Genomic DNA, 23,468 nt, shown 5'->3' with positions numbered 1-23,468 from the left:
TGCTTATGGTCAGATTTAGTAGGCACAGCCCAACATAGGCATCGCTATATTTCCTAATCTTCATATATTACAAAATGAATTGCAGAATGTGGGTTTTAAGTCTTACTTCCAAAAGCAAGTAAGATAATTGGAAGTTGTTCTGTCAACCTCCTAAAACACCATTTTAGTATTATAAATTGAGATTGCACTAATTCAACAAATCTCTTTTTGGTTTTAGTAAATTGGTATTCTAGTTGGTTTTTAAACAAGTCGGAAGTACAGTTTGATGATGGGGATTTAACCCCAACACAAAACTTGCCGCTTGACGGTTGCGGGGGACTTATACCTACGCAACTTGTTAAAAAATAAAGTCTGGATATTTGTAAAAAGTGGCTTTTCCTCAATTAGGCTTGTTTAGTATGAAGCATTTAAAGGGATTCGAGATTTGGTATTGGAAAACTATTTTCTAGTCCCCAGTCTTCATATCTGATTATTTTCTACTTTTCACTGATGAGTGTTGGTGGAGTAATAGCTGCATATTCTTTGGGTGTAAGCAAAGCTTCTTGAACATCAATCTTTTTGGGTAATATTTTTTCCTGATAAAATAAATCTGCAACATTTTGTTGAGCTTTCATCAATTCTGGAGTAATTCCTTTAAGTCGATAATTAGCGCGTCCAGAAATTATTTCTTGAATGGGGAGATCAATTTTAAGTACCGGTGCTATGAGTTTGGCGACTTCTTTACGATTTGCTTCTGCCCATTGACCATTTTTATCAATCTCTCCCAAGATAATCCGAAGTAGTTCGGGATTTTCTTTAGCAAACTCGCGTGTTCCTACATAATATCCACCTGGAGTACCAATATTTGTGGCATCTCTCAGCACACGCGCACCGTGGAGTTTCTCTACTAAAGCTAAGTGAGGATCACCAGTTACCCAAACTGGAATAGTGCCCTGAATAAATGCACCACGGGCTTCGACATTGGGCATACTCAAAACTTTAATATCACTGTATTTTAAACCCACTTCTTCTAAAGCTTTGATGATAAAATAGTGAGAAGCAGAACCTTTTTGAAAGACAACTTTTTGTCCTTTGATATCAGCTAAAGTCTTAATTGGAGAACCTTTAGGAACTGCGATCGCACTCCCTTTACCTGAAGTAGCAGTAATTCGCCTACCAGCCAGATAGACGATTCTAGCACCAGCCGCTTGAGCAAAAATGGGAGGAGTTTCTCCAACTGATCCAACATCAATTTTGCCGACATTCATCGCTTCCATAAGTTGCGGCCCTTGAGCAAATTGCGCCCACTCAACTTTGACACCTAAGGGTTCTAAACGTTTTTCTAAAACTCCTGTCACTCTAACTAAATCACCAGAGCTTTGATACCCCATTCGCAGCACTTTTGTTTTAAAAGTAATGGTTTTTGTTGCTGCTGGATCTGCTTTAGTATCAGTTGCACTATTTGTATGATCGCTGGTTGACGTACAACTTATTAAAGTGGTAGATAAAGCCAAAAAACCAGGCATTACAAATAATGTTAATTTACTGATTATTGTTAACTTAATTTTCACGGCATTGCTAAACATTTTTGCACTTCCATGTTAAACTTTCCTAATTTCCTAATCTCAAGAAAATTAATCAAGTTTTAAATAATTTAATTCCTACTTTTAAACCAACCCCTGAGCATTTTTTAGGATTAATTATCGTCTAAATCTTATATATTATCCGATTTAAATGAAGTGTTTATAAACACTATTTTCATCCTAAATAACAATATTTATATATACATTTTGTTACAATTACATAGATAACTTTTGACAAATATTTTTTGATTCTTTATTAACAAAATAAATAGATCATTTAGCGTAGTTTAGTTATATAATTTTACATAAATAATCAAGTTTATCGTAAATTAAAGGGTTTAAGAAACTGCAATCTACATATAGGACCCATTTCAGTCGGGGTTTAAATCCCCGTCTGAAATGTCTTTAATTTTGAATTTTGAATTTTGAATTGTTAAGATCCTGTCTAATTTAGAAATTAGGGTGGATAATCCCACCTATTATTCTGGTTTTGTAGAGACGCAATTTCTTGCATCTCTACTTCAGATATAGAGACTAAAAAGGACGACTACCTGCAAGGCTAACCCGCTTCAATACCCGTCGCTCATTTGGATCGAATGCTTGACGGTAGTGCAAGGTAGCTTGATTATCCCAGTAGACAATATCACCTACAGACCATTTGTGTTGGTAGTAGAACTTGGGTTGATTTAGATGTTGCCTTAACTGTTCAATCAGTTTAGATCCTTCTTCCGGCTCTAACCCGACAATTTCCACTTCCGTAGCAATATCTAAATAAAGATGCTTTTTACCACTCTCTGGATGTGTCCTAACTAAAGGATGGGGAAAGATCGGACTTATTAAAGGAATACTCTTGTCTAAACGATACAAAGAGCGGGGTGCATTGCGGTCTTGCAAAAATGGGTTGTAGGTAATTAACTGTAAATCTGCAATCCGTTCTTTGGTAGCTTCATCTAATGCCTCATAGGCCAAATTGGTATTTAACCAATAAGTATCTCCACCTTGAGACGGTATTTCCAAGGCATAAAGAAGCGAACCACTAGATGGGGTGGGAGTCCATTTGTGATCAGAATGGAAAGTGAGTTCTCCAGTACCGGTATAGCCACCATCGACGTTGGAAATCGGAATCACCACCGGAGTTTCTCCTGGTTTAGAAGCCAATACTGGAGTCTGATCAGATGGTACAAATAGTGCGCCAAAGTATAACGAAAAATTCAAAAGTTCTTGATCAGAAAGCTTTTGGTCTTTGAAGATCAAGATATGGCGATCGCGCAAAGTTTGTTTAAGTTGTAAGATGACTTCAGGTGCGATCGGTTGACTGGCATCAAGATCGGTAACTATGGCTCCCAAAGGGGCATCAATAGACCTAATTTGAACTTTTCTTAAAGTCGAGGTAGACATAACATTTTCCTGTGTTTGAGTTTCTTTTTGGGGATAACTACTTATTCGCTAACACATCTGAGGGAGTAATTTTGGCATACTCTTCAGGTGTCAAAAATCCCTCTCTAACATTCACCTTCTTGGGGATAAGTCCTAAGCTGTACCACTTGTCTGCAACTTCCTGTTGCTTGATGATGACTTTCTCGGTAATTGGTACCAGCCCATAGTCATATTTATCATGCATTATTTCTAGAGTCGGTGGATCTAGCTGAGTTACAGGAGCAAGTAATTGTGCTACTTCTTTGGGATGATCCTTAGTCCAGATTTCTGCCTTTTGTAGCTCCTCTAAAAAGACTTTAATCACGTCAGGATGAGCCTGATAAAACTGGCGTGAGGTTGAGTAAAAGTTGCCAGTATCTCGCAACTTACCACCATCTGCTAAAACACGAGCTATTTTATTTTGTACATTTCTGGTAGCGAATGGCTCCCAAATATACCAAGCATCTACCTTGTTCTGACTAAATGCTGCATTTGCATCAGCCGGTGCTAAAAAAACTGATTTGACATCGCTCAGTTTCAGTCCGACATCTTCTAATGCCTTAACTAATAGGTAGTGACCAATGGAGGCTTTCTGAAAAGCCACTTTTTTGCCCTTCAAATCGGCAACACTTTTAATCGGAGAGTTTACAGGAACTAAAAGTGAAATTGCTTTACCACTGGGGTGTGTAGTAGCTAGATAAATAAGGGGCGCTCCTGCTGCTTGTGAAAATACAGGAGGTGATTCGGCTGTAGATGCGATATCCAATCCATTTGCATTCAGGGCTTCTAACTGTTGTGGCCCAGCTGCAAACTCAGGCCACTGTACTTTAAAACCCAGAGGCTTTAATCGCTTTTCTAAGGAACCCTGCTTTTCTAAAACTGCTAGAGCGGTAAGTTGTTTTGAACGTACAATCCGTACTACTTGCTTCTCAGTTGACTTCTCTGTAGTGCTAGATAAAGCGACTGACTCAGGGGAAGCTGCTGACTGCTGAGTGTTATTTTTGGCTTCACTACAACTCGATAAGGCCGTCGATAGCATTAAGCAGTAGCCCAGAGCAAACAACAAGGAACGACGTGTTGTTCTCTGGCTTTTCCTGAATTCAAACTTTCCTTTTAAAGCTGGCATAGGTTGTTTTATTTATTTCCCTCTAGGTGGTTAGAACAATGATGATTAATTGCAATGTAAAAAACAAAAAATCTTATCTATTAATTTATTTGAAAACAACGATAATTCATTTTTTTGTAAATTGGAAAATTTTATGTCTGAGATTAGGAAATAGAGTGGGTATGACCCACCCTGCAACGATTCGAGGAACTGAAAATTTAACAGTGAGGAGGTAAAAATTTAGGAAGTGGAGTGAGAAAGGCTCACTCCAATGTCGTGCTAGTGGAAGATTTAAATTTGTGAGTGAAACTCTGTGTTGTTCGTGTTGAATTTTGCTAGTACAGCACAGCGTAAATAAACCACCCATTCCAAATCAATAAAACGCTTACGCTGTATTCATTTTGAATTTTGAATTTTGAATTCCGCCTTGCGGTACTAGTGCTTCCAAGCGACTAGGATTGTAGCTTTGAGTTCTTCTGTAAAATGTCCAGACGGCTCAACTGCTAGTAGCGCTTCTTTGAGATCCCTTTCAAATGCTGGGGCGTTATCGCCATAGAAAATTTTGAGAGAGAAGGCTGTAGTGTATAAGTAGCCAAGATAGCTATCGACAGTCCAAGATTTTTCAAATGGCACTTCATAGACTTCTTGACGAGCAAAAGCCGAATTGGCAATTACGACTTCATGGGGAGGATCGACTGGCTTACGAGTGCCTTGTCCTCGTTGTCCAGTCCGCCGCTCTTCACCTAACCATTTCTTGACTACTCCCACAGCAGCTTGTTTCCAAGGTAGATTACTTTCCCAAGGGCTGTCACCAGTGTTAAGCAGTGCTAGTCCACCATCATCAGTAAGCAATTCATCAAGGCGTTCAAGCACTAATTCGCGTTCCATCCAGTGGAAGGCTCTACCAATAGTGGCTAACTTAAATGTCCCTAAACTAGAGTCAATTAACTCTGCTCCTTGTTCTAACCAAGTAATATTATTTGCTCCTACTGCTGCTGCTTGCCGTTTAGCTTCGGCAATCATTTCTGGATCGGGATCGATCGCCACAACTTCCTCAAATCTGGTTCGCAGAGGAATTGAAATTAATCCAGGGCCAGTACCTAAATCAAGAAGTCGTCCTTGACCATTGAGATTAAATATTTCGGCTAGTTTGTCGAATACAACAGGTGGGTATTTGGTTCTATATTGAGCGTAGCCCTCTGCGGCTCCCTCAAATAAACTTGGGTCGTAGGTAGGAAGTGTTTTTAGTTGAGTCATATCAATTTTGGATTTTGGATTTTGGATTTAGGAGCGGGAGAGTGGGGGATGAGGAGGATGAGGGAGTAGAAGAGAATAATTAATAACCAATGCCCCATTCCCAATGTTTTAAGAATATTGTGTGATGACGGGTAACTGATCGTTGAGTAACCAATCGCCGATCGCTCGCAATTTGTAGTCCACAGGATCATGCAGGGTAAAGGTTCGCAAATCGCGCCAGTAACGGTCAAATCCATATTTGGTTGCTGTGGCGCGAGTTCCTGTAACTTCAAAGATGCGGTTGGTAATATCTATACCTACACGGGTAGCTAATGCCTTCGCTGCGGAAACTGCGATCGCTACTTCTCCCCTTTCTTGATAAGTGAGTTCTGCATCTTTATCCCATGCTGCTTGTACTTTTTCGGCGGCTTGGTCGGCTAGAGCGATCGCAGCTTGAATTTCAATCCAAAAGTCCCCGTAATGATGCAGAATATATGGGTCTTGAGTAGCACTATCTACCCCTGATGTAATCCACGGTTGAGTAGTAGTTTTAGTGTATTCACGAGCGGCTGCAAAGGCTCCTTTAGTAACTCCCAGATAAACGTTGGTTTTTGTTAGCTGGGCAATAATACCAAGAAAAGTTGAGAAGGCACTATCAGGGGGATTTGGTGGCCCCAAAATCTCATCTTTCTCTACTAGAACATTGTTAAATGTATAACTACCGCTATCAGTGCGACGTTGCCCGATGTTGTCCCAATCTTGATTGGAAATTAACCCTTCCCTGTCTTTGGGAATTATGAATATAAAAGGCAATTCTACGCCATCTTCTAAAGCGGAGAATACCCGGAAATCTGCAACGGAAATACCCGTACCAAAGCTTTTAACACCATTAACACGAAAATTTTCGCCTTCTGGGTTAATTTTCAGCCTAGTATCCCGCGTATTAATAGCATTTGCCCAAAATAAGTTCTTCTTAGCAGTTTCTCTATAATATTTTTCCTTTTGGGCTGGCGTGCCAGAAACGTGACCCAAAGCCGTCAAATTGAGATGATTACCATACAACTGACCAATTGAACCATCTGCTTTTGACAGTTTTCTGACAATTTTTAAGGCATCAATCCAAGTTGCGCCAATCCCACCATATTGCTTGGGTACAACCAGTGATAACAAGCCACTCTCACGCAGTTTATTAATTTCTTCTTCTGGAATTCCGGCTTTGGCATCCCTTTCAACTGCGGATTTAGCAAGTTCCTTGGATAGTGAAGTTGCTAGGTCAATGTAATCCTTTGGTTTTGTAATATCTAGCACCATAATCAAATAATCCTTTTAGGAATTTCAAAGCAATAAATTATCCAAATAAACGAACCGCAGAGACGCAGAGGGAGGAGAAATAAAGAGGATTTTTGCGTCAGTTTTAGGATATTTTTTCAACTCTCATTTCTCTGTGTCCTCTGCGCCTCTGCGGTTCGTTATTTAAGAGAAATGTAGAGTGGGCAAGGCCCACGCTACAAGTGAACAGAGGAAATGGAACATGGAACGTTATAGGGGATTGGGGACTGGTTATTGGGTATTGGGATTGGTGAGTGGGCATGGATTATCCTCTTTGTCCCCCTAGTCGCCAGTCCCTAGTCCCCAGTCCCTAATCCCTAGCCGCCAAATATTCGTTTGCGGCTTTCTCAACACCTGTACCCTTGAAGAAGTCTTGATTGAGACTGGTGTACAACTCCAAAGGATGGATTGAGAGGAAGTAGCGGAGGTCTTCTTCGGTGATGATTTCGTGTTCTGCCATTGAGTAAGCGTTGGCAGTAACGGCGGTGATATCAGGCACATCCCAGTGACCAGAATCGGAACCTAAGAAGGCTTTAACGCGATCGCCAAAGGGATTAGCTGCACGATTAAAAGCTTGGGATACACGGGTATCGTCTGATTCTGTACCGAAGTAGAAATGATTTAAGAAGCGATCGCGCACATCTTCTGGTTTCTCAATTCCTGCGAGTTCAAATTCATCGAGTTCGCCTGGATCTTCTGGTGCCAATAGTTGATGGTGGAATCCTAAACCGTCACCAATTTTATCTAAGCGTCCATCTACAAGTTCGCCACCGTAGCGGGTGTACAACTCTACAAGTGCTTCCTTATCGATAATCGCAGGATTGTTATTTGTCAACAAATGTTGTTTGTTGCGGGTTTCCCAATGCCAAATAATATCAGCGTATAGACTAGCACCCCAAGCTGAACCACCTTCTAAAAAGGCAAACTTTAATTGCGGGAAGCGGCGGGTAACTCCACCAAAGAACAGCGATTTGCATAATGCTTCGGCTGCAAAGGCAAAGTGATTAATGTGATTGTACTGGGCGTTGGTGACAGATCGTTGAGTTGTCCAACCTTGGCTAGAAGCGTGAGTTGTGGGTACAACTTTCAGTTCTACGCACTTAGCCCAGAATGGATCGTAATCATACTGGCTATCTAAGCCAAAGTTATCAATCCAAACCACTTCGTTAGCCACTTCTTTGCCATACTTCTCAAAGGCAGGAATTGGACGACGGACGTAACCGGGAATTTGAATTGCTTTGAGTCCGAGAACATTTACTGCATATTCCAACTCTTCAATCCCTTCTTCGGGAGTGTGCAGGGGAATGGCGGCAATGGGTGTTAAGCGATCGCTATAAGGGCGGAAAATGTCAGCATGGTAGGTGTTAACTGCTCGACAAACAGCCCGCCGCATTTCTTCGTTGCCGATATTCGGGGCCATCGTTGCCAAGTTGGGGTAGACAACGGCAAAGTCTGTACCTGCTTCTTGCAAACGCTCATGCAGTAACTTGGGCAAGCTAATCGTAGCCAAATTCAAAGTATTTTTTGTCGGACGACCCCACCAGTTCGGGCGATTGCTGCGATAAGCAAAACGTTCTTCCCAAGTTTGCTTGTACCACTTAAAGCGGGAAGATCCTGGTAAATTCTCTTTGAAACGTTCGACAAGTGCAGTTCCACCAACTTGCTCTAAATAATCCAAGACTGCTGGTTCAAATTCTTGGGTATGTACATCGGTATCAATGATCGGATAGCCAAGTTTTTCCCGAATTTGAGCAGACCTGGTTTTTTGGGGGCGGTCTAGAGCAATCGTCATGATAGTTTACCCTAAATTATTCAAAAGATTTGTGTATCTTTAGATCCTCCCTAGCTACCCCTTAAAAAGGGGGGAATTGAGCCACTTTTTGCCCCCCTTTTTAAGGTTACGGTGTATACACAAGTCTAAAATAGCTTGAAATCTGGGTTTAGACTCTCGTTTTACCCCACCCTAAGCCTCCCCTTATAAAGGGGAGGGAACTATATTTTCGGTTTCCCCCCTTTATAAGGGGGGATTAAGGGGGGTAATACGACTTGTGTATAGACGCTTTTTAAGGGGGGTTGGGGGGATCATCAAGATTGAGGGACATAACGAGAAGATGAAATTAGCGGCCAGCTTTAGCCAAAAATTCATCTGCGGTTTTCTCCACAGCCGTACCTTTGAAGAAGTCACGATTCAGGCTGGTGTACAACTCCAAGGGATGAATTGATAGGAAATATTGCAAATCTTCTTCGGTGATAATCTTGCGTTCAACCATTGAATAAGTATTAGCAGCGATCGCAGTAATATCAGGTACATCCCAGTGACCAGAATCGGAACCCAAGAAGGCTTTAACGCGATCGCCATAGGGATTAGCTTTGCGGTTAAAGGCTTGAGCTACACGGGTATCATCTGATTCTGTCCCGAAGTAGAAATGATTCAAGAAGCGATCGCGGATATCCTCTGGCTTCGTAACTCCTGCAACGGCGAATTCATCCAAATCACCTGGTTCTAGGGGAGATACTAAGTCGGCGTGGAAACCTAAACCACTGCCTAGTTGATCCAACCGACCATGTACTAGTTCACCACCATAGCGGGTATATAGTTCTAGCAGTTCTTCATAATTAACATTGCCAGGATTGTTGTTTTCCACCAAATGGTCTTTATTGCGGGTATCCCAGTGCCAAATTAAATCGGTGTACAAACTAGCACCCCAAGCTGAACCTCCTTCTAAAAAGGCAAACTTGAGTGTGGGGAAGCGGTGAGTTACACCACCAAAGAATAAAGATTTACACAGTGCTTCCGCAGCCGATGCAAAGTGACCAATATGGTTGTATTGGTAATTGCTAATGGAACGCCGATTGATCCAGCCCATACCGGAAGAGTGGGTGGTGGGTACAACTTTCAGTTCTACGCACTTCGCCCAGAAGGGATCGTAATCATACTTACTATCCAAGCCAAAGGTATCTATCCAGATAGCTTCGTTGGCTACTTCTTCGCCATACTTCTCAAAGGCAGGAATCGGGCGGCGGATATGTCCAGGGATTTGAATTGCTTTGAGTCCCAGCACTTTTACCGCATATTCCAATTCTGCGATCGCCTCTTCGGGCGTATTCATGGGGATGGAAGCAATGGGTGTTAAGCGATCGCTATAAGGGCGGAAAATCTCAGCGTGGTAAGTGTTAGCTGCACGGCAAACAGCCAGCCGCATTTCTTCATTCCCGATGTGTGGCGCCAAAGTTGCCAAGTTGGGGTACACAACGGCAAAGTCTGTACCAGCTTCTTGTAAGCGTTCGTGCAGCAACTTCGGTAAGCTAATGGTAGCTAAATTTAAAGCGTCGTTAGTGGGACGAGTCCAGAAGGGAGGGCGGGCGGTGCGATTAGCACGGCGTTCATCCCAAGATTGCTTGAACCATTTAGAGCGAGATGCACCGGGTAAGTGTTCTTGGAAACGCTCTGCGATCGCAGTTCCAGCAACTTGCTCTAAATAGTCCAAGAATGCTGGGGGAAACTCTTGGGTATGTACATCGGTGTCAATGATCGGATAACCCAGTTTTTCCCGAATTTGAGCAGACTTAGTTTTTTGTAGACGGTCTAACGCAATAGTCATAGCATTTTACCTGGAATTTTCAAATGAATTAAACAATTTTGGATTTTAGATTTTGGATTTTGGATTGATTCAACAGATACTTGCTCTGTACTATCAAGGAATTATTGGTGAGGAGGGAAGTTGGAAGCCTTTGAGCATGGAAGTTGAGCCTCTGAGCATGGAAGTTGAGCCTTTGAGCCTGACAGTTGAGCCTCTGAGCATGGAAGTTGAGCCTTTGAGCCTGACAGTTGAGCTTCTGAGCATGGAAGTTGAGCTTCTGAGCATGGAAGTTGAGCCTCTGAGCATGGAAGTTGAGCCTCTGAGCCTGGAAGTTGCACCTTTTAACCTGGGAGTTGCACCTTTTAACCTGGGAGTTGCACCTTTTAACCTGGAAGTTGCGCTTTTGAAAGACTTAATTACAAAAATCTGTTTCTGTTGGGGACTTCCAAATAAAAAAAGTTAAGTTAAACATTTCTTCCTTCTCTTCCCTCTCTTCCTTTGCGACGGCAGTCGCTACAACGGGGGAAACCCCCGCAACGCGCTGCCTCTCCTTTGCGTCCTTTGCAGTTCGTTAAAAAAATTGACTTTGATAAAGAATTAAGCCTTAACCCAAGCGTATTGAGATAAAATTAACGCTGTTGTTTCTTCTCAACCCAATCAGTTAATTTAAAGTCCGACTTTGCTAAACCCTGCGAAACTAAAAAATTCTTTGTCCCCTCTAAAAGTTTCACACCCTCAGCTGGTAATGGTTCTTCTGATATCTGTTTGAGTGGTAACGATATTTTGATAATGTCGAGAGGATATTTAGTAATTTGAGCATGGTACTGATAATATTCTTCAGAATTAGCTTTTAAATCCTTGGTTGCTTCTGTGAGAATTGCATTAAATTTCTCTGGAAAATCAGGCTGTTTCGCCAGAAAGCTTTCAGTCGCTACAACTAATGATGTCCCTGACAAACCTTTATGATTCGCCGAAGAATCAAGCACTGGAAACCCTTGTGATTTCAGAAAAGGCCCCAGATCACTTGAAGTTGCATAAGCTGCGACATCACCACGTTCTAAAGCCGCTTTTGCCTCAGTAGTCATCAAGTGGACAACTTTTACATCTTTGGCAATTTTAGCTTCAGCTAACAGACCCAGCAGGTATCTATGCATATAAGAGCCTTTTTGGGTAGCTATTTTCTGACCTTTAAGTTCAGCGAGCGATCGCGGGCCATTCTTTTTCGCCACTAACCACGCGGTTGTATTAAACTGAGTAATCCGCAGCAGTCGGGTTTCAACACCCCTAGCTCTCAAAACTATGGCTGGTGTATCGCCTAAAGAACCAACATCTAATTGACCTGCGACAAGAGCTTCATTTAGATCCGGCCCATTAGGAAACCTTGCAAAAGTAATGTCTTTAAATCCCGCTTTTTGCAACTCACGATCTAAAATTCCCTTTTTCTTTGCCCAACCAAGTGGCCCTGTAGGTTCTGAACTACCTACATAACCTATTCGTAGGGTAGAAATATTGTTAGATGCAGCTACAGCGCTAGCATTACTGGCTTTATTGGCATCAATGGATTGAGCCGATTTAGTTTCGCCTTGGCTACATGCTGTAGTCAGTAGCAGTAGAACACAAGCCACTGAGGTTGATAATCTTGAAGGAAGTTTATTTTTACTCATAGAACCTGTTCCTACTGCGATCGACAGCATTACTATTTCATCTGCTTGAGAATTTGGAATGTTTGATCTGTTTTTGCTGTTGATGTGCGTTTATGTCCCCAACCGATGTTTTCCCGGTAACTACCCAGTAGCCCAACTTCTGCCAATTCTGCCTCGTTGACTGAAGTCTGCATATCGCTTTCTGGTGCAACATAAAGAGCATCAACTGGGCAATACAATTCGCACATATAACAGGTTTGGCAGTCACTCTGTCGGGCAATGGTTGGCGGCGCATCAGGTACACGGTCAAACACGTTGGTCGGGCAAATGTTCACGCAGATATTACATTTTATGCACCGCGACTCGCTGACCAACTCAATCACACTAACGCTCCTATTTTAGATAAAGGCTTTTCTGCACTCTGTAAAGGCTGACTTTTCACCCAGACTTGATCTAATCCGCCACTAATCAAGTAATGTTGCTGGTTAGCATCAAGTTCAGGATAATCTAGATGTCTGTGCATACCACGAGTTTCTTTACGTTCGATGGCACTGCTGTACATCCATCGCGCTGTGGCTACCATCGCCGCAGCTTCTCGCGCCCGGATTAGCTCTTTATCTGATCTTACCTGGCTACTGCGGAGTTCTCGCCAAAGATGATTTAGTCTACCCAAAGACTCGGTTAAGCCTTGTTCTGTACGGAAATAATTCTTTTCGTAGGGGAATACTTCAGCTTGAACTGCTTGAATCACTTCATCAGTTGCTAATGTTTGAGAGCGATCGCTCCCACTCTCTAATCCTACCTCTCCAACACCATGAACGCGGCGTTGAGTTTTATTTTCCCCTAAGCTGTGGGTATATTCAGCAGCCGATTTCCCTGACCAATAGCCAGAAGATATTGCCCAAGCTGCGTTGTGGCTACCACCGCCAGTAAATCCGCCACAAATCAGTTCGCGTGTAGCTGCATCTCCAGCCGCATAGAGTCCCCGTACAGAACTGCCACAACTCTCATCTACAATCCGAATTCCCCCCGTACCGCGCACAGTTCCCTCTAACCGCAGAGTCACAGGGAAACGTTGAGTAAATGGATCAATACCTGCACGATCAAAGGGTAAAAAGAAGTTGGGCTGTGCTAAACGCATAGATGGCCGCATCGATTCCGCCGCTTGATCTATGATGGCGTAAACTGGCTGTTGCAGTAATGTCTGGGCAATTACTGAACGTCTATGAGAACTTGCCCCCGGAATCACAGTACCATCTTCGTAGGTGAAGGTTGCCCAATTATAGAACAGGGTTTTGGTAACTGAAGAAAAAGCCGGAGAGATGCCGTAAGCATTGGAAAATTCCATACCCGACATCTCAGCACCTGCTTCGGCTGCCATTAAATAACCATCCCCTGTCAGGACGTTGCATCCTAACGCTTTACTGAGAAATGCACAGCCACCGGTTGCGATAATTGTGGACTGCGATCGCACTACCCATTTCTCACCAGTCTGACGGTTCACACCTGATGCACCCGCAACGGCACCATCGTCATCAACCAGTAATTCTAAGGCGGGGCTGTTGTCTAAAATTTTGACTCCGGCCCGTTGAATTTGTCGCCGCATCAGCCGCATATATTCAGGCCCTTGCAGCGATCGCCGATAGGGTTTGCCTTCATCGTCGGTGGGAAAGGGATAACCCCACTCTGCTAACTGATTGACGTTTACATAGGTCTGATTCAGTACCCGATCCATCCAGTTGCGATCGGATAAAAACCCACCCAAAGATTCCCGACTTGCCTTTGCTGTTTCTCGTGCTTCTGGGTCAGGTGGCACATACCACACACCATTACCAGATGCAGCAGCGCATCCAGTCGTACCACAATATCCTTTGTCTACGAGGATCACCCTAGCTCCACTTGATGCAGCACTCCATGCCGCCCAAGTTCCAGCTGGCCCACCTCCAATCACAAGCACATCTGCTTGGAGGTCGAGTTCAAAATCGGTTGTTAACGTCTTCAGCATCTACAATTTCCCCCCATCGATAAAGTCTTAAGCATCAAGTCTTCACCCCATCGATGCTGCAAAATAATATTTAGAAACCTGTTTGCCTATCTACTTGACGGCTTACTAGTAGCCTCAAATTGTGGCTCCTTAAGACAGATTGCCAGATTGGCATACAACAAGGAAATACTTTATCTTGATAGATAAACCGTAGTTTCTAACATAACACAAAGCTTTTCACAGTTTTCGACAAAAAGCAAGCATTTCAGCAAACAAATTCAAACGTAAATTTATGTAAAATAACCTTCATGATCTCTCCAAAGAGACTTGCTTTTTACAGTATTTTGTGATTTTGTGCCGATTTGAACAGGACTTACGCAAACAATAGCCGAAATCCTGATTTTCTTCTTAGGGGCAATTCATGAATTGCCCCTACTAGCGTGTAGTTTTGCGTAAGTCCGATTGAAGCAACTGGCGTGGAAACCCCCTGTTCCCGCGCTAACTGACTACGAACCTCTCAGATTAATGACACAGACGACTAGTTTTTACAGGTTAAAACCTAAAGACAGTACGAACCCAAGCAAATAAACTATCAGGATTGCTAACATCAGAGTCCGGTGCAGTAATCCAGATTAAACCCGGCGTAACCTCAATATTATCCCCGATTTTATATTGGTAAAATGCCTCAACGTGCAGGGAGGTATCTTTATCTGCTTGTCCTGCACCTGCTCCCAAATTTACACCCTTAGTGAGACTGATGATTTTCGGCTCCATACCAACTAAAAACCCCCCTAAAGCACCTTCACTAAAAAGATCCGGGAATGCCAGTCCTACCGCCCAATCCATAGCTTCGCCATCTCCGTGTCCTAAATAGCGGTGTGCTCCATAACTTACCCACCCATTGATTGCCAACTTGGGATTAATTTGATAGAACGCCTGTAGACCATAAAGATTGGCTACAGTTCCCGCACCAGCCACGGTGCTGTTTACCAGGTTACTCCCGACTGCTGGGCCGAAGTTTGTTCCGCTTAGACCTCGGGTGTTCGCCGGACTATAAGTATTGACGTAAGTTGCCGCCACCCGAAAATTCCTATTAGAGGAGTAGTATATTAACTGTGCCAAAGCTAAATACCTGCCTGTAAATAAGCCATTATTAGGTGTGGGATTATTACCGTTTGGTGCGCTGTACGCTATCCCGAATTGAACCTGTTTGCCTAATCCTTGGAGTATGGCAATTCCGGGACCGCTATCTCCATAGTTATAGACCAAAGACCGCCGTGAAAATCGTGAAATCCCATTAGCACCAGTCGCAGAAGACGATTCAAAATATGGGTTAATGGGGCCAGAAAGACCTATCTCACTAGCTCCATCAGACAAGGCATAAATGTTGACTTGAGTATTTGGATAAGGTAGAAAGCGATAGCGAACACCACTGAGAAGAATCTGATTGCGTGCAAAAGTAATACTGGAATTATCAGCAGTTCTCCCCTCAAAAGTTCCCAATAAACCAGCTCTTGTTTGTCCCAATGATTCAATATTTCCACCTCCTAGTGTTATACCTAGTGAATCTTTACCGTTAAAACTGGTATTTAACCGCAAAGAAGTTGAGCCTTGAAGTGTGATATTGTGAGCTGCTGGTTTCTTGGTGAGGACATTATTGCCCTCCAGAACTGAGCCAATAACAATCTGTCCTCGGCCTATAAGTTTGGTTGTGGTCGTAAACTGAGTTGCTTCTAACTTCGCAGTTCGCGTCTCCAAGGTATCTAAGCGTCTCCGAAATTGAGCAAGTTCTGGAGAAAATTGTTCTTGTAGTTTTTTGATGGTATCCAAATCTTCCCGTTTGACTAAATCTGTCGTTGAAGTCGCTATTAGTTCATTGAGGCGATCTAAAGCTGCATTCAAACCAGCTGCAAATTCATAGCGCGTTAGGGCACGATTCCCTTTAAATGTGCTATCTGTATATCCAGCAATTACACCGTAGCGCTCAATTAGAGACTGTAATGCTTGAAATGCCCAATCTGTCGGCTTAATATCTGACAGTTGTGAGACGGATGTCACTTGCCCTGCTACATTATTTGTAGCTTTTTTCCTAGTTCGCGGTGCAATTTCCAACAATTGCGAGACAGGTGTCACTGCTCCCGTAATATTATTTGTAGCCTTTTCACTACTTAACGGTGCAATTGAAGTTTCTACTGTTTGATTGACAACTGCTTCTGGAGGTTTTTTAACTTCTACTTCAGCAGTAGATGCGTTAGATTTCGGCAGTTCAGCCTGACTTTTAGCTGGATAACAAACCAGGATAGTTAGAATATCTAGCAACGAAAGCAGGAACAGTATGCATCTATAATTCCAGCGAAAATTTGACATTAATCCTCAACCTTAAAAATGAATAACCTAACTCTAAATTGGACAAATAAACCAGCAGAAATCCTTGATGCAATGTTTCTGCAAAACCATTAGCTAATAGACTTAGCAAAGGTTTTACTGATGAGAAAAGTGCAAATCTCCGATATATATCGAAACCAATACTAAGCAGTTGAATGTCCAATCCAAAAGTCGCAGGAAATTAGGAATTCTGACGCTTGAAAAGATACTATAAACGTCTTGGATGAGACAATCATTGCATTGCCAAAGGCTTCGTTTATTTTAAGGGAAAATAAAGCACACTCTATGTGAAATGATACTTCTGAGACATGCTAATACCGTTTTTATTGGTTATGCTGTACAAAGTCCATCAATGGCTACTGACATTGACTAAAGCTTGATTTGGATTCAAGTTATTATTTGCCAATTAACATTAGCTGAAAACACTAATTTGTAATCAGCTATATTTTGACAGCATCAATTGTTAGTTAAAGCCGATAAGTCGATAGAGTTACCGTACTTTTGGTAGAATTATCTTTGCATAGAGCTTGCTACAATGCAAGACCCAGTATTTTCCCATGAGAGGAAAATATGTCAAAATTCTTCTAAATCAACGAAAATCGGCGGGAATCCCATCTCTTCAAGGGGTGGGAGGAATAGCCGCCCGCCTCCAAAGTCATTAGTCATTAGTCATTGGTACTAATGACTAATGACTTCGATTTCCCCCCGGCTTGAAGCCGGGGGATGAGTTAACTCAACCAACTGCGATCGCGTAGCGTGCCGTAGGCAATAGCCGCAAATAGCCAGACTTGGGGCAAACCTCCACAGTAAGTAGCACAAAAGATTGTCGAAGTCCGAAAATTAGCTGCTGAACAATGCACAACAGTACGTTTTGGGATTCGTTTGCATATAATTTAGGACTTACGCATTGACAGATATAACCAAATGTGCATTATCTCTCGTTACAAGGCTCTGCCCTGTAATGCTCTTGTGGGAGGCTCTGCCTCCTGTCAAACAGGGAACTCACACCTCGGAGTCGCAAAAGTGTGGGTAATTAACACAAAACTTGTATTCTTCACGACAGCCATTGTTGCAGGAAAAGTGTCATGATTAATAGAATTATCCGCGAGCAAGTCAATTTTGTGGACAGTTATTCTTTATGAATCGTTAATCTATACTCGTTTTTTAAATAATTTCCTGTAAAATACTGACTATAAACTACGGCAATTCGGTCGATTTAACGTATTATCTGGCCCTTATACCCTGGCAAATATGCAAATTCTTTGGTTTATTCCTACTGGATCTCATGACGGACGCTATTTAGGCACAGATATTGGCTCTCGTGTTGTCACACCTGATTATTTGCAGCAAATTGCCCAAGCTGTAGATAATTTGGGCTACACAGGCGCATTGTTACCCACAGGGAGTTCTTGTGAAGATGCTTGGATTACCGCTGCTGCTTTCATCTCTGTCACCAAGCAGATGAAATTTCTCGTGGCAATTCGTCCAGGAATTACTTCCCCAGGTGCTGCTGCACGGATGGCAGCAACATTTGACCGGATTTCTAAAGGAAGATTGTTGATTAATGTGGTAACAGGTGGCGATCCGGTGCAACTCGCTGGGGATGGCTTACATCTTAGTCATGACGATCGCTATGATTTAACCGATGAATTTCTTACAGTTTGGCGGGGTATCGTCAGTGGGGAAACAGTCGATTTTAAAGGAAACTACCTCGATATCAAAGGCGGTAAGCTCTTATTCCCACCAGTTCAAAAACCCTATCCACCCTTGTGGTTTGGTGGCTCATCTGCTGCTGCCAAGCGAGTTGCTGCTAAACACATTGATGTTTATCTGACTTGGGGCGAACCTCCACAACAAGTGGCGCAAAAGATTGCCGAAGTCCGAAGGTTGGCGGCTGAACAAGGCAGAACAATCCGTTTTGGGATTCGCTTGCATGTAATTGTGCGAGAAACCGAATCTGCGGCTTGGGATGCTGCCAATGAGCTAATTAAGTATGTGGATGAGGATGCGATCGCAAAAGCTCAGAAAGACTTGGCTAGTTCTGATTCTGAAGGACAGCAGCGCATGAGTCAACTACATAGTGGTAGTCGAAAAACCCTAGAAATTAGCCCCAACCTGTGGACAGGAATTGGATTGGTGCGGGGTGGTGCTGGTACGGCCTTAGTTGGAGATCCCGACACCGTTGCCGCTAGGATGCTGGAATATCGCAATTTGGGCGTAGAAACTTTCGTTTTCTCTGGATATCCCCATTTAGAAGAAGCGTATCGCACTGCTGAATTATTATTTCCACGCCTACCTTTGCAGAGCGAACCTGCACCTTTAACACTACCAGTCTTGAGTCCTGTTGGTGAAATCGTCACCAATGAAAAATTTGCTAAACAATTAACGAGTGCTTCATGACCGAAACAGAAAAGGATACAAGCCCGTAAATTTATTTTTGGGGATTGTTAATTTTGAATTTTGAATTTTGAATTTTGAATTTTGAATTCGGAGCGAAGCGACGTGACTATTACCTTTAAACACACCAAAACCAACAACAATATATCTTTGAGCGAGGTGTTAGACAACCCGCAACTCCAGAAAATAGTTCCTTGGATTGTGCCTGTTACGGTATTAGTTCTTTGGGAACTTTCTTCCAGAACTGGTCTACTTTCAACCAGAATTTTACCAGCCCCTAGTGGCGTAATTGCTACAGCAATTAAACTAGGCTCAACTGGAGAACTGTTTCAAAATATAGGAATTAGTGCTGGGCGGGCGATATCTGGTTTTATAGTTGGTGGCAGCATTGGGTTCGGCTTGGGATTGCTCAATGGTTTTTCCCATTTAGCAGAAAAGTTATTAGATAGTTCCCTGCAAATGCTCCGCACTATCCCTAATTTGGCATTAATTCCGCTGGTGATTCTCTGGTTTGGTATTGGTGATCAAGCCAGATTATTTTTAGTGTCGATGGGGGTATTTTTCCCGTTATATCTCAATACATTTCATGGCATCCGCAGTGTTGATCCTGGACTGATTGAGATGGGAAAAGTCTATGGATTGAAAACACCACAGCTATTATGGCAAATCATTTTTCCAGGAGCTTTATCTTCGATTCTCGTTGGTGTCCGTTTTTCTTTGGGGATTATGTGGCTGACACTAATTGTGGCAGAAACGATCGCGGCAGATTCTGGACTTGGTTATATGGCAATGAATGCCCGTGAGTTTATGCAAACTGATGTTGTGGTCTTGAGTATTGTGATCTATGCATTGCTGGGTAAATTAGCAGATGCTGTTGCCAGAGGATTAGAAACAAAATTCTTGGCTTGGAACCCCAATTATCAAAGGTCATAAATGCCAACGTTATCAAAGTCAAAAGTTCAAATTCTTGATTTTAACTTTTGACTTATATTCATTTTGAGTGTGATTTGCTTTCTTCAATGTTTCATCAAATAATTAAATCCCGATTGTTCTAAAAAAGGAGGTTTTGCAAGTGAGTTCTAATGTACAAGGTACACAACTAAGTATTTTGGATTTGACGAAGACTTTTGGCAAGAAAACTGTTTTAAAGTCGCTGAATTTAGAAGTTGAAGCAGGTGAATTTGTCGCTATTGTCGGACGTAGTGGTTGCGGTAAGAGTACTTTATTGCGTCTTGTGTCAGGATTAGACAAAGCAACTTCAGGCGGAATACTACTGAATGGAGAACCCCTGCGTAGACTCAGCCGCTCCGTAACAGTGATGTTTCAAGACCCCCGCTTGCTGCCGTGGAAGCGCGTTGTTCAGAACGTGGGGTTGGGCTTGGAAGGTAATTGGCGTGAAAAAGCTTTGTGGGCACTCGATAAAGTCGGACTTAAAGATCGGGCTGATGAGTGGCCATATGTTTTATCTGGTGGACAACGGCAACGGGTGTCATTGGCTAGAGCATTAGTCAGTCAGCCGCGTTTGTTGTTGCTAGATGAACCTTTGGGAGCATTGGATGCTCTAACTCGCCTAGAGATGCAGCACTTGATTGAGAATTTGTGGCAAGAGCGGAGATTTACTGCGTTTTTGGTTACTCATGATGTGGAAGAGGCTGTGGCGTTGGCAGACCGAGTGATAGTGATTGAAGAAGGACAGATTTCTCTCGATCTACCTGTGAGACTTTCACGCCCGCGAGATAGAAGTAGCGAAGTGTTTATCAATATCAGAGAAGCAGTTCTTCAGAGAGTAATGAGCAATGAAGGTAGTCAGGCAAATAACCAATTGTTGCAGTTAAGTAGTTGAGATTTAGCTTTTGTTAGTTAATTAACATAATGCTTGAGGTAGCTGCGGTAAATAGGCTACTTCGAGATTAAAACTTACTCTGAAAAAGCAGCTATAGCAATCGGAAATTTTTTATGAACACTCAAAATACCTCTTAACTCTCCCCTCTGCGGCTCTGGGTGATTTTTTCTATATTCATGACCTAGATAAACTAGAACATAATAATTATTAATTTATATCGCTTTATTGAAAATAAACAATAAATATCTATTATTTATATTTAATCTAATGATAATTAGAAAATTAACAAAGTATGATGCAGAAGATTATAGACAGATCAGATTAGAAGCTTTATATAAAAATCCAGATTCATTTGGCACAACGTATCATGAAGAAGGAATTAAGACGATAGAACAATTTCGGGATAGAATACCAGTAGATAACAATAACTTTATTTTGGGCTGCTCTGAGGATAAAGAGTTAATTGGAATAGTCGCATTTCAGCAAGAATCAAGAATAAAACTCAGGCATAAAGCATATATCAGTAGTATGTATGTTCAACAAGAATATCGAGGAAAAGGTATAGGTAAATTATTACTAAATGAATTAATTGAAAGAGCAAAAGCTATTAACGAGGTAGAAATATTATTACTTGATATTGTTAAAAGTAATTTCTTAGCAAAACAACTTTATTTATCATTGGGCTTTCAAATATATGGAATAGAGAAAATGGCGTATAAATTTAATAATCAATATTTTGATCTGGAGTTGATGTGTTTACAGATTAAATAAAAAGAGATGAATTCTTACTAAATATCATAATTTATGTCAAGAAAAAAATGGCACTTAATTTTTTGATCAAACAGAGACAATTTCCAAAGATAGCCCTGTAAAGAAAGAAGAGGTAATCTACCATGAAACTGATATTACCGCTTGATCTCATTGCTGATATTGAGCCTCATCTACCGCCTGATACAGAGGTTGTCAGCGTAGATGTTGAAGGAAATTTAGACGGGGATGCTAGCGATGCTGAAGTTTATTTCAGTTGGTTTTTATCCAGAAGTCCGACGCTGCATAAAATAATAGAAGCAGCACCTGCACTGCGTTGGCATCATGCACCCAATGCAGGGGTGAATCACATTCTGACACCAACTTATTTGAAAAGAGATATTATCCTCACAAATGGGGCCGGAGTGCATGGAATTCCGATCGCAGAATTTGTGATCACTTATATACTGGCTCATGCCAAACACCTACAGGAATTATATGCTTTACAAGCAGAACGTCACTGGAAAAGAGGCTTTGCCATCCAAGAGTTGACAGATGCGACCTTGCTAATTATTGGCGCTGGTGGTATTGGTCAAGAAATCGCCGCCCGTGCTAAACCCTTCGGCTTTAGAATTATTGGCAGTCGCCGTCATCCCCAAGAGCTACCAAATTTTGATAAAGTAGTGGGTGTTGATGAATGGCGATCGCTCTTGCCAGGGGTTGATTATGTCGTTATTGCGACACCACTAACTCCAGAAACCAAAGAATTTATTGATGAATCTGTATTGCGATCGCTCCCCAAACATGCCTACCTAATTAATATTGCTCGCGGTGGCGTAGTCGATGAATCGGCATTAATCAAAGCGCTCACTGAAGGTTGGATTGCAGGTGCAGCATTAGACACAGTTAATTCAGAACCGTTACCACCAGAAAGTCCTTTGTGGTCACTTCCTAATATCTTTATCACACCTCATACTTCCGGTCATTCACCAAAAAGTAAACAGCGTTCAATAGCACTATTTATAGACAATCTGAAGCGTTACCAAGCTGGTCAGCCGTTACGAAATGTAGTAGACAAGAAAGCAGGATACTAAGTAATTCGTAATTCAAAATGAAGGGGTGCTGCGCCTTGGTTTGCAAAATCCAAAAGCGTTCGACTGAGCGCTCACGCCGAAGTCCAAAATCCAAAATGGAATCAGGGAGTAGCAAATGGTGAAACTAATTTTACCCGATCATCTGATTGCTGATATTGAGCCACACCTACCATCTGATATAGATGTTGTGGAGGTGGATAGTGAAGGTAATCTCGATGGTGATGTCAGTGATGCAGAAGTTTATGTCAACGGATTTTACCTGAAAACCTCTACCCTTGACAAAGTGTTGACAGCAGCACCCGCGCTGCGTTGGCAACAGTCACCGAGTGCTGGCGTGAATCACATCCTCACACCAAATTTTTTGCAAAAGGACATTATCCTCACTAATGGCGCAGGAGTTCATGCAATTCCAATTTCAGAATTTGTACTGGCATTCATGCTCTATCACGCCAAGAATCTGCGGAAATTGCAAACTTTGCAGGATGAACACACTTGGGTAAGAGGAGTGTTTCTCGAAGAGTTGGCAGACGCGACTTTATTAATTCTCGGCACTGGTAATATCGGTCAAGCGATCGCATCTCGTGCCAAAGCCTTTGGAGTTACAGTTTGGGGTAGTCGCCGCCATCCTGAACCCTTACCGAATTTTGACAAGGTTGTGGGTGCTGATGAGTGGCGATCGCTCCTCCCAACAGCCGACTATGTAGTTATTGCTACACCATTAACTCCAGAAACTAAAGGCTTGATCGATGAAGCTGCATTGCGCTCTATGCGTCAATCTGCTTACTTAATTAACATCGCTCGTGGTGCAATAGTAGATGAAGCCGCATTACTTACTGCACTACGTGAGGGATGGATCGCGGGTGCTGGATTAGACACGGTTGCAACCGAACCTCTGCCGCCGGAAAGTCCCTTATGGTCGTTGCCAAACGCCTTTATCACACCCCATTGTTCAGCCCTGTCACCACGGCTGAGAGAGCGCATAGCACAACTGTTTATTGACAATCTTAAACGCTACCAAACTGGTAAACCCTTGCGGAATGTCGTAGACAAACAAGCTGGATACTAATACCGATTCAATTAATGAATCGGACAAATCTTTTGGTGGAGACGTTGCAATTGCAACCTCTCTACAATACACCTCTTGCA

At 42.4% G+C, this 23,468-nt stretch carries 19 protein-coding genes; 7 read left to right on the top strand and 12 right to left on the bottom strand.

The features are described 5' to 3' along the window. Positions 1-476 precede the first annotated feature (476 nt). The 7 genes from HWQ41_RS16850 to HWQ41_RS16820 form a co-directional block, all read right to left on the bottom strand. Positions 477-1,565, bottom strand: a complete 1,089-nt coding sequence (locus HWQ41_RS16850; RefSeq protein WP_292764972.1) for a sulfonate ABC transporter substrate-binding protein — start codon at positions 1,563-1,565, stop codon at positions 477-479. 531 nt (positions 1,566-2,096) lie between these two features. Beyond that, positions 2,097-2,960, bottom strand: coding sequence for a TauD/TfdA family dioxygenase (locus HWQ41_RS16845; RefSeq protein ID WP_292764969.1), 864 nt, complete (start codon positions 2,958-2,960; stop codon positions 2,097-2,099). A gap of 37 nt (positions 2,961-2,997) precedes the next feature. Next, positions 2,998-4,104 (bottom strand): aliphatic sulfonate ABC transporter substrate-binding protein, encoded by a 1,107-nt coding sequence (locus HWQ41_RS16840; protein WP_292764966.1) that lies wholly within the window; start codon positions 4,102-4,104, stop codon positions 2,998-3,000. A 414-nt stretch (positions 4,105-4,518) separates the two neighbouring features. Continuing rightward, complete coding sequence (locus HWQ41_RS16835) at positions 4,519-5,340, bottom strand: class I SAM-dependent methyltransferase (protein WP_292764964.1); 822 nt, start codon at positions 5,338-5,340, stop codon at positions 4,519-4,521. Positions 5,341-5,448: 108 nt separating this feature from the next. Next, positions 5,449-6,630 carry an acyl-CoA dehydrogenase family protein gene (locus HWQ41_RS16830; protein WP_292764962.1) on the bottom strand — a complete coding sequence of 394 codons (1,182 nt, stop codon included), beginning with the start codon at positions 6,628-6,630 and terminating at the stop codon, positions 5,449-5,451. A gap of 328 nt (positions 6,631-6,958) precedes the next feature. Continuing rightward, complete coding sequence (locus HWQ41_RS16825; protein ID WP_292764960.1) at positions 6,959-8,440, bottom strand: amidohydrolase family protein; 1,482 nt, start codon at positions 8,438-8,440, stop codon at positions 6,959-6,961. A gap of 325 nt (positions 8,441-8,765) precedes the next feature. Next, positions 8,766-10,250 (bottom strand): amidohydrolase family protein, encoded by a 1,485-nt coding sequence (locus HWQ41_RS16820; protein WP_292764958.1) that lies wholly within the window; start codon positions 10,248-10,250, stop codon positions 8,766-8,768. Positions 10,251-10,302: 52 nt separating this feature from the next. Between HWQ41_RS16820 and HWQ41_RS16815 the strand changes: the two genes are divergently transcribed. Beyond that, positions 10,303-10,692 (top strand): hypothetical protein, encoded by a 390-nt coding sequence (locus HWQ41_RS16815; RefSeq protein ID WP_292764956.1) that lies wholly within the window; start codon positions 10,303-10,305, stop codon positions 10,690-10,692. A gap of 166 nt (positions 10,693-10,858) precedes the next feature. On the opposite strand, the gene HWQ41_RS16810 is transcribed toward HWQ41_RS16815, so the two are convergent. The 5 genes from HWQ41_RS16810 to HWQ41_RS16790 all read right to left on the bottom strand — a co-directional run bounded on the left by HWQ41_RS16810 (position 10,859) and on the right by HWQ41_RS16790 (position 17,101). Continuing rightward, the gene (locus HWQ41_RS16810; protein WP_292764954.1) at positions 10,859-11,893 is read right to left on the bottom strand and encodes an ABC transporter substrate-binding protein; all 1,035 of its coding nucleotides are present in this window, start codon (positions 11,891-11,893) and stop codon (positions 10,859-10,861) included. A gap of 32 nt (positions 11,894-11,925) precedes the next feature. Further along, on the bottom strand, positions 11,926-12,255 hold the full coding sequence (locus HWQ41_RS16805) for a ferredoxin family protein (protein WP_292764951.1): 330 nt from the start codon (positions 12,253-12,255) through the stop codon (positions 11,926-11,928). Then, on the bottom strand, positions 12,252-13,877 hold the full coding sequence (locus HWQ41_RS16800; protein ID WP_292764948.1) for an FAD-binding protein: 1,626 nt from the start codon (positions 13,875-13,877) through the stop codon (positions 12,252-12,254). Before HWQ41_RS16800 ends, HWQ41_RS16805 begins: the two co-directional genes overlap by 4 nt. A 531-nt stretch (positions 13,878-14,408) precedes the next feature. Further along, the gene (locus HWQ41_RS16795; RefSeq protein WP_292764946.1) at positions 14,409-16,223 is read right to left on the bottom strand and encodes an iron uptake porin; all 1,815 of its coding nucleotides are present in this window, start codon (positions 16,221-16,223) and stop codon (positions 14,409-14,411) included. Positions 16,224-16,969: 746 nt separating this feature from the next. Next, complete coding sequence (locus HWQ41_RS16790; RefSeq protein ID WP_292764944.1) at positions 16,970-17,101, bottom strand: hypothetical protein; 132 nt, start codon at positions 17,099-17,101, stop codon at positions 16,970-16,972. A 391-nt stretch (positions 17,102-17,492) separates the two neighbouring features. On the opposite strand from HWQ41_RS16790, the gene ssuD reads away from it, so the two are divergent. The 6 genes from ssuD (at position 17,493) to HWQ41_RS16760 (ending at position 23,388) form a co-directional block, all read left to right on the top strand. Continuing rightward, positions 17,493-18,641 (top strand): FMNH2-dependent alkanesulfonate monooxygenase, encoded by a 1,149-nt coding sequence (gene ssuD, locus HWQ41_RS16785; protein ID WP_292764941.1) that lies wholly within the window; start codon positions 17,493-17,495, stop codon positions 18,639-18,641. 102 nt (positions 18,642-18,743) lie between these two features. Then, on the top strand, positions 18,744-19,571 hold the full coding sequence (locus HWQ41_RS16780) for an ABC transporter permease subunit (protein ID WP_292764939.1): 828 nt from the start codon (positions 18,744-18,746) through the stop codon (positions 19,569-19,571). Between the two features lie 139 nt (positions 19,572-19,710). After that, positions 19,711-20,481: an ATP-binding cassette domain-containing protein gene (locus HWQ41_RS16775; RefSeq protein ID WP_292764936.1), complete on the top strand. Its 771-nt coding sequence runs from the start codon at positions 19,711-19,713 to the stop codon at positions 20,479-20,481. 267 nt (positions 20,482-20,748) lie between these two features. Next, a complete protein-coding gene (locus HWQ41_RS16770; protein ID WP_292764933.1) occupies positions 20,749-21,252 on the top strand; it encodes an N-acetyltransferase in 504 nt (167 codons plus the stop codon). Between the two features lie 122 nt (positions 21,253-21,374). After that, positions 21,375-22,322: a D-2-hydroxyacid dehydrogenase gene (locus tag HWQ41_RS16765; RefSeq protein ID WP_292764931.1), complete on the top strand. Its 948-nt coding sequence runs from the start codon at positions 21,375-21,377 to the stop codon at positions 22,320-22,322. A gap of 115 nt (positions 22,323-22,437) precedes the next feature. Further along, entirely contained in the window at positions 22,438-23,388 is a 951-nt protein-coding gene (locus HWQ41_RS16760) for a D-2-hydroxyacid dehydrogenase (protein ID WP_292764929.1), read from the top strand. The last annotated feature ends 80 nt before the right edge of the window (positions 23,389-23,468 follow it).

This window comes from Nostoc sp. NOS(2021) (genome assembly GCF_017115025.1).
GTDB lineage: Bacteria > Cyanobacteriota > Cyanobacteriia > Cyanobacteriales > Nostocaceae > Nostoc.
This window is presented reverse-complemented; position numbering and strand designations above follow the sequence as displayed.

Coding starts and splice junctions, on each gene's coding strand:
- HWQ41_RS16850 (WP_292764972.1), bottom strand. CDS start 1,565: ATGTTTAGCAATGCCGTGAAAATTAAGTTAACAATAATCAGTAAATTA.
- HWQ41_RS16845 (WP_292764969.1), bottom strand. CDS start 2,960: ATGTCTACCTCGACTTTAAGAAAAGTTCAAATTAGGTCTATTGATGCC.
- HWQ41_RS16840 (WP_292764966.1), bottom strand. CDS start 4,104: ATGCCAGCTTTAAAAGGAAAGTTTGAATTCAGGAAAAGCCAGAGAACA.
- HWQ41_RS16835 (WP_292764964.1), bottom strand. CDS start 5,340: ATGACTCAACTAAAAACACTTCCTACCTACGACCCAAGTTTATTTGAG.
- HWQ41_RS16830 (WP_292764962.1), bottom strand. CDS start 6,630: ATGGTGCTAGATATTACAAAACCAAAGGATTACATTGACCTAGCAACT.
- HWQ41_RS16825 (WP_292764960.1), bottom strand. CDS start 8,440: ATGACGATTGCTCTAGACCGCCCCCAAAAAACCAGGTCTGCTCAAATT.
- HWQ41_RS16820 (WP_292764958.1), bottom strand. CDS start 10,250: ATGACTATTGCGTTAGACCGTCTACAAAAAACTAAGTCTGCTCAAATT.
- HWQ41_RS16810 (WP_292764954.1), bottom strand. CDS start 11,893: ATGAGTAAAAATAAACTTCCTTCAAGATTATCAACCTCAGTGGCTTGT.
- HWQ41_RS16800 (WP_292764948.1), bottom strand. CDS start 13,877: ATGCTGAAGACGTTAACAACCGATTTTGAACTCGACCTCCAAGCAGAT.
- HWQ41_RS16795 (WP_292764946.1), bottom strand. CDS start 16,223: ATGTCAAATTTTCGCTGGAATTATAGATGCATACTGTTCCTGCTTTCG.
- ssuD (WP_292764941.1), top strand. CDS start 17,493: ATGCAAATTCTTTGGTTTATTCCTACTGGATCTCATGACGGACGCTAT.
- HWQ41_RS16770 (WP_292764933.1), top strand. CDS start 20,749: ATGATAATTAGAAAATTAACAAAGTATGATGCAGAAGATTATAGACAG.
- HWQ41_RS16765 (WP_292764931.1), top strand. CDS start 21,375: ATGAAACTGATATTACCGCTTGATCTCATTGCTGATATTGAGCCTCAT.
- HWQ41_RS16760 (WP_292764929.1), top strand. CDS start 22,438: ATGGTGAAACTAATTTTACCCGATCATCTGATTGCTGATATTGAGCCA.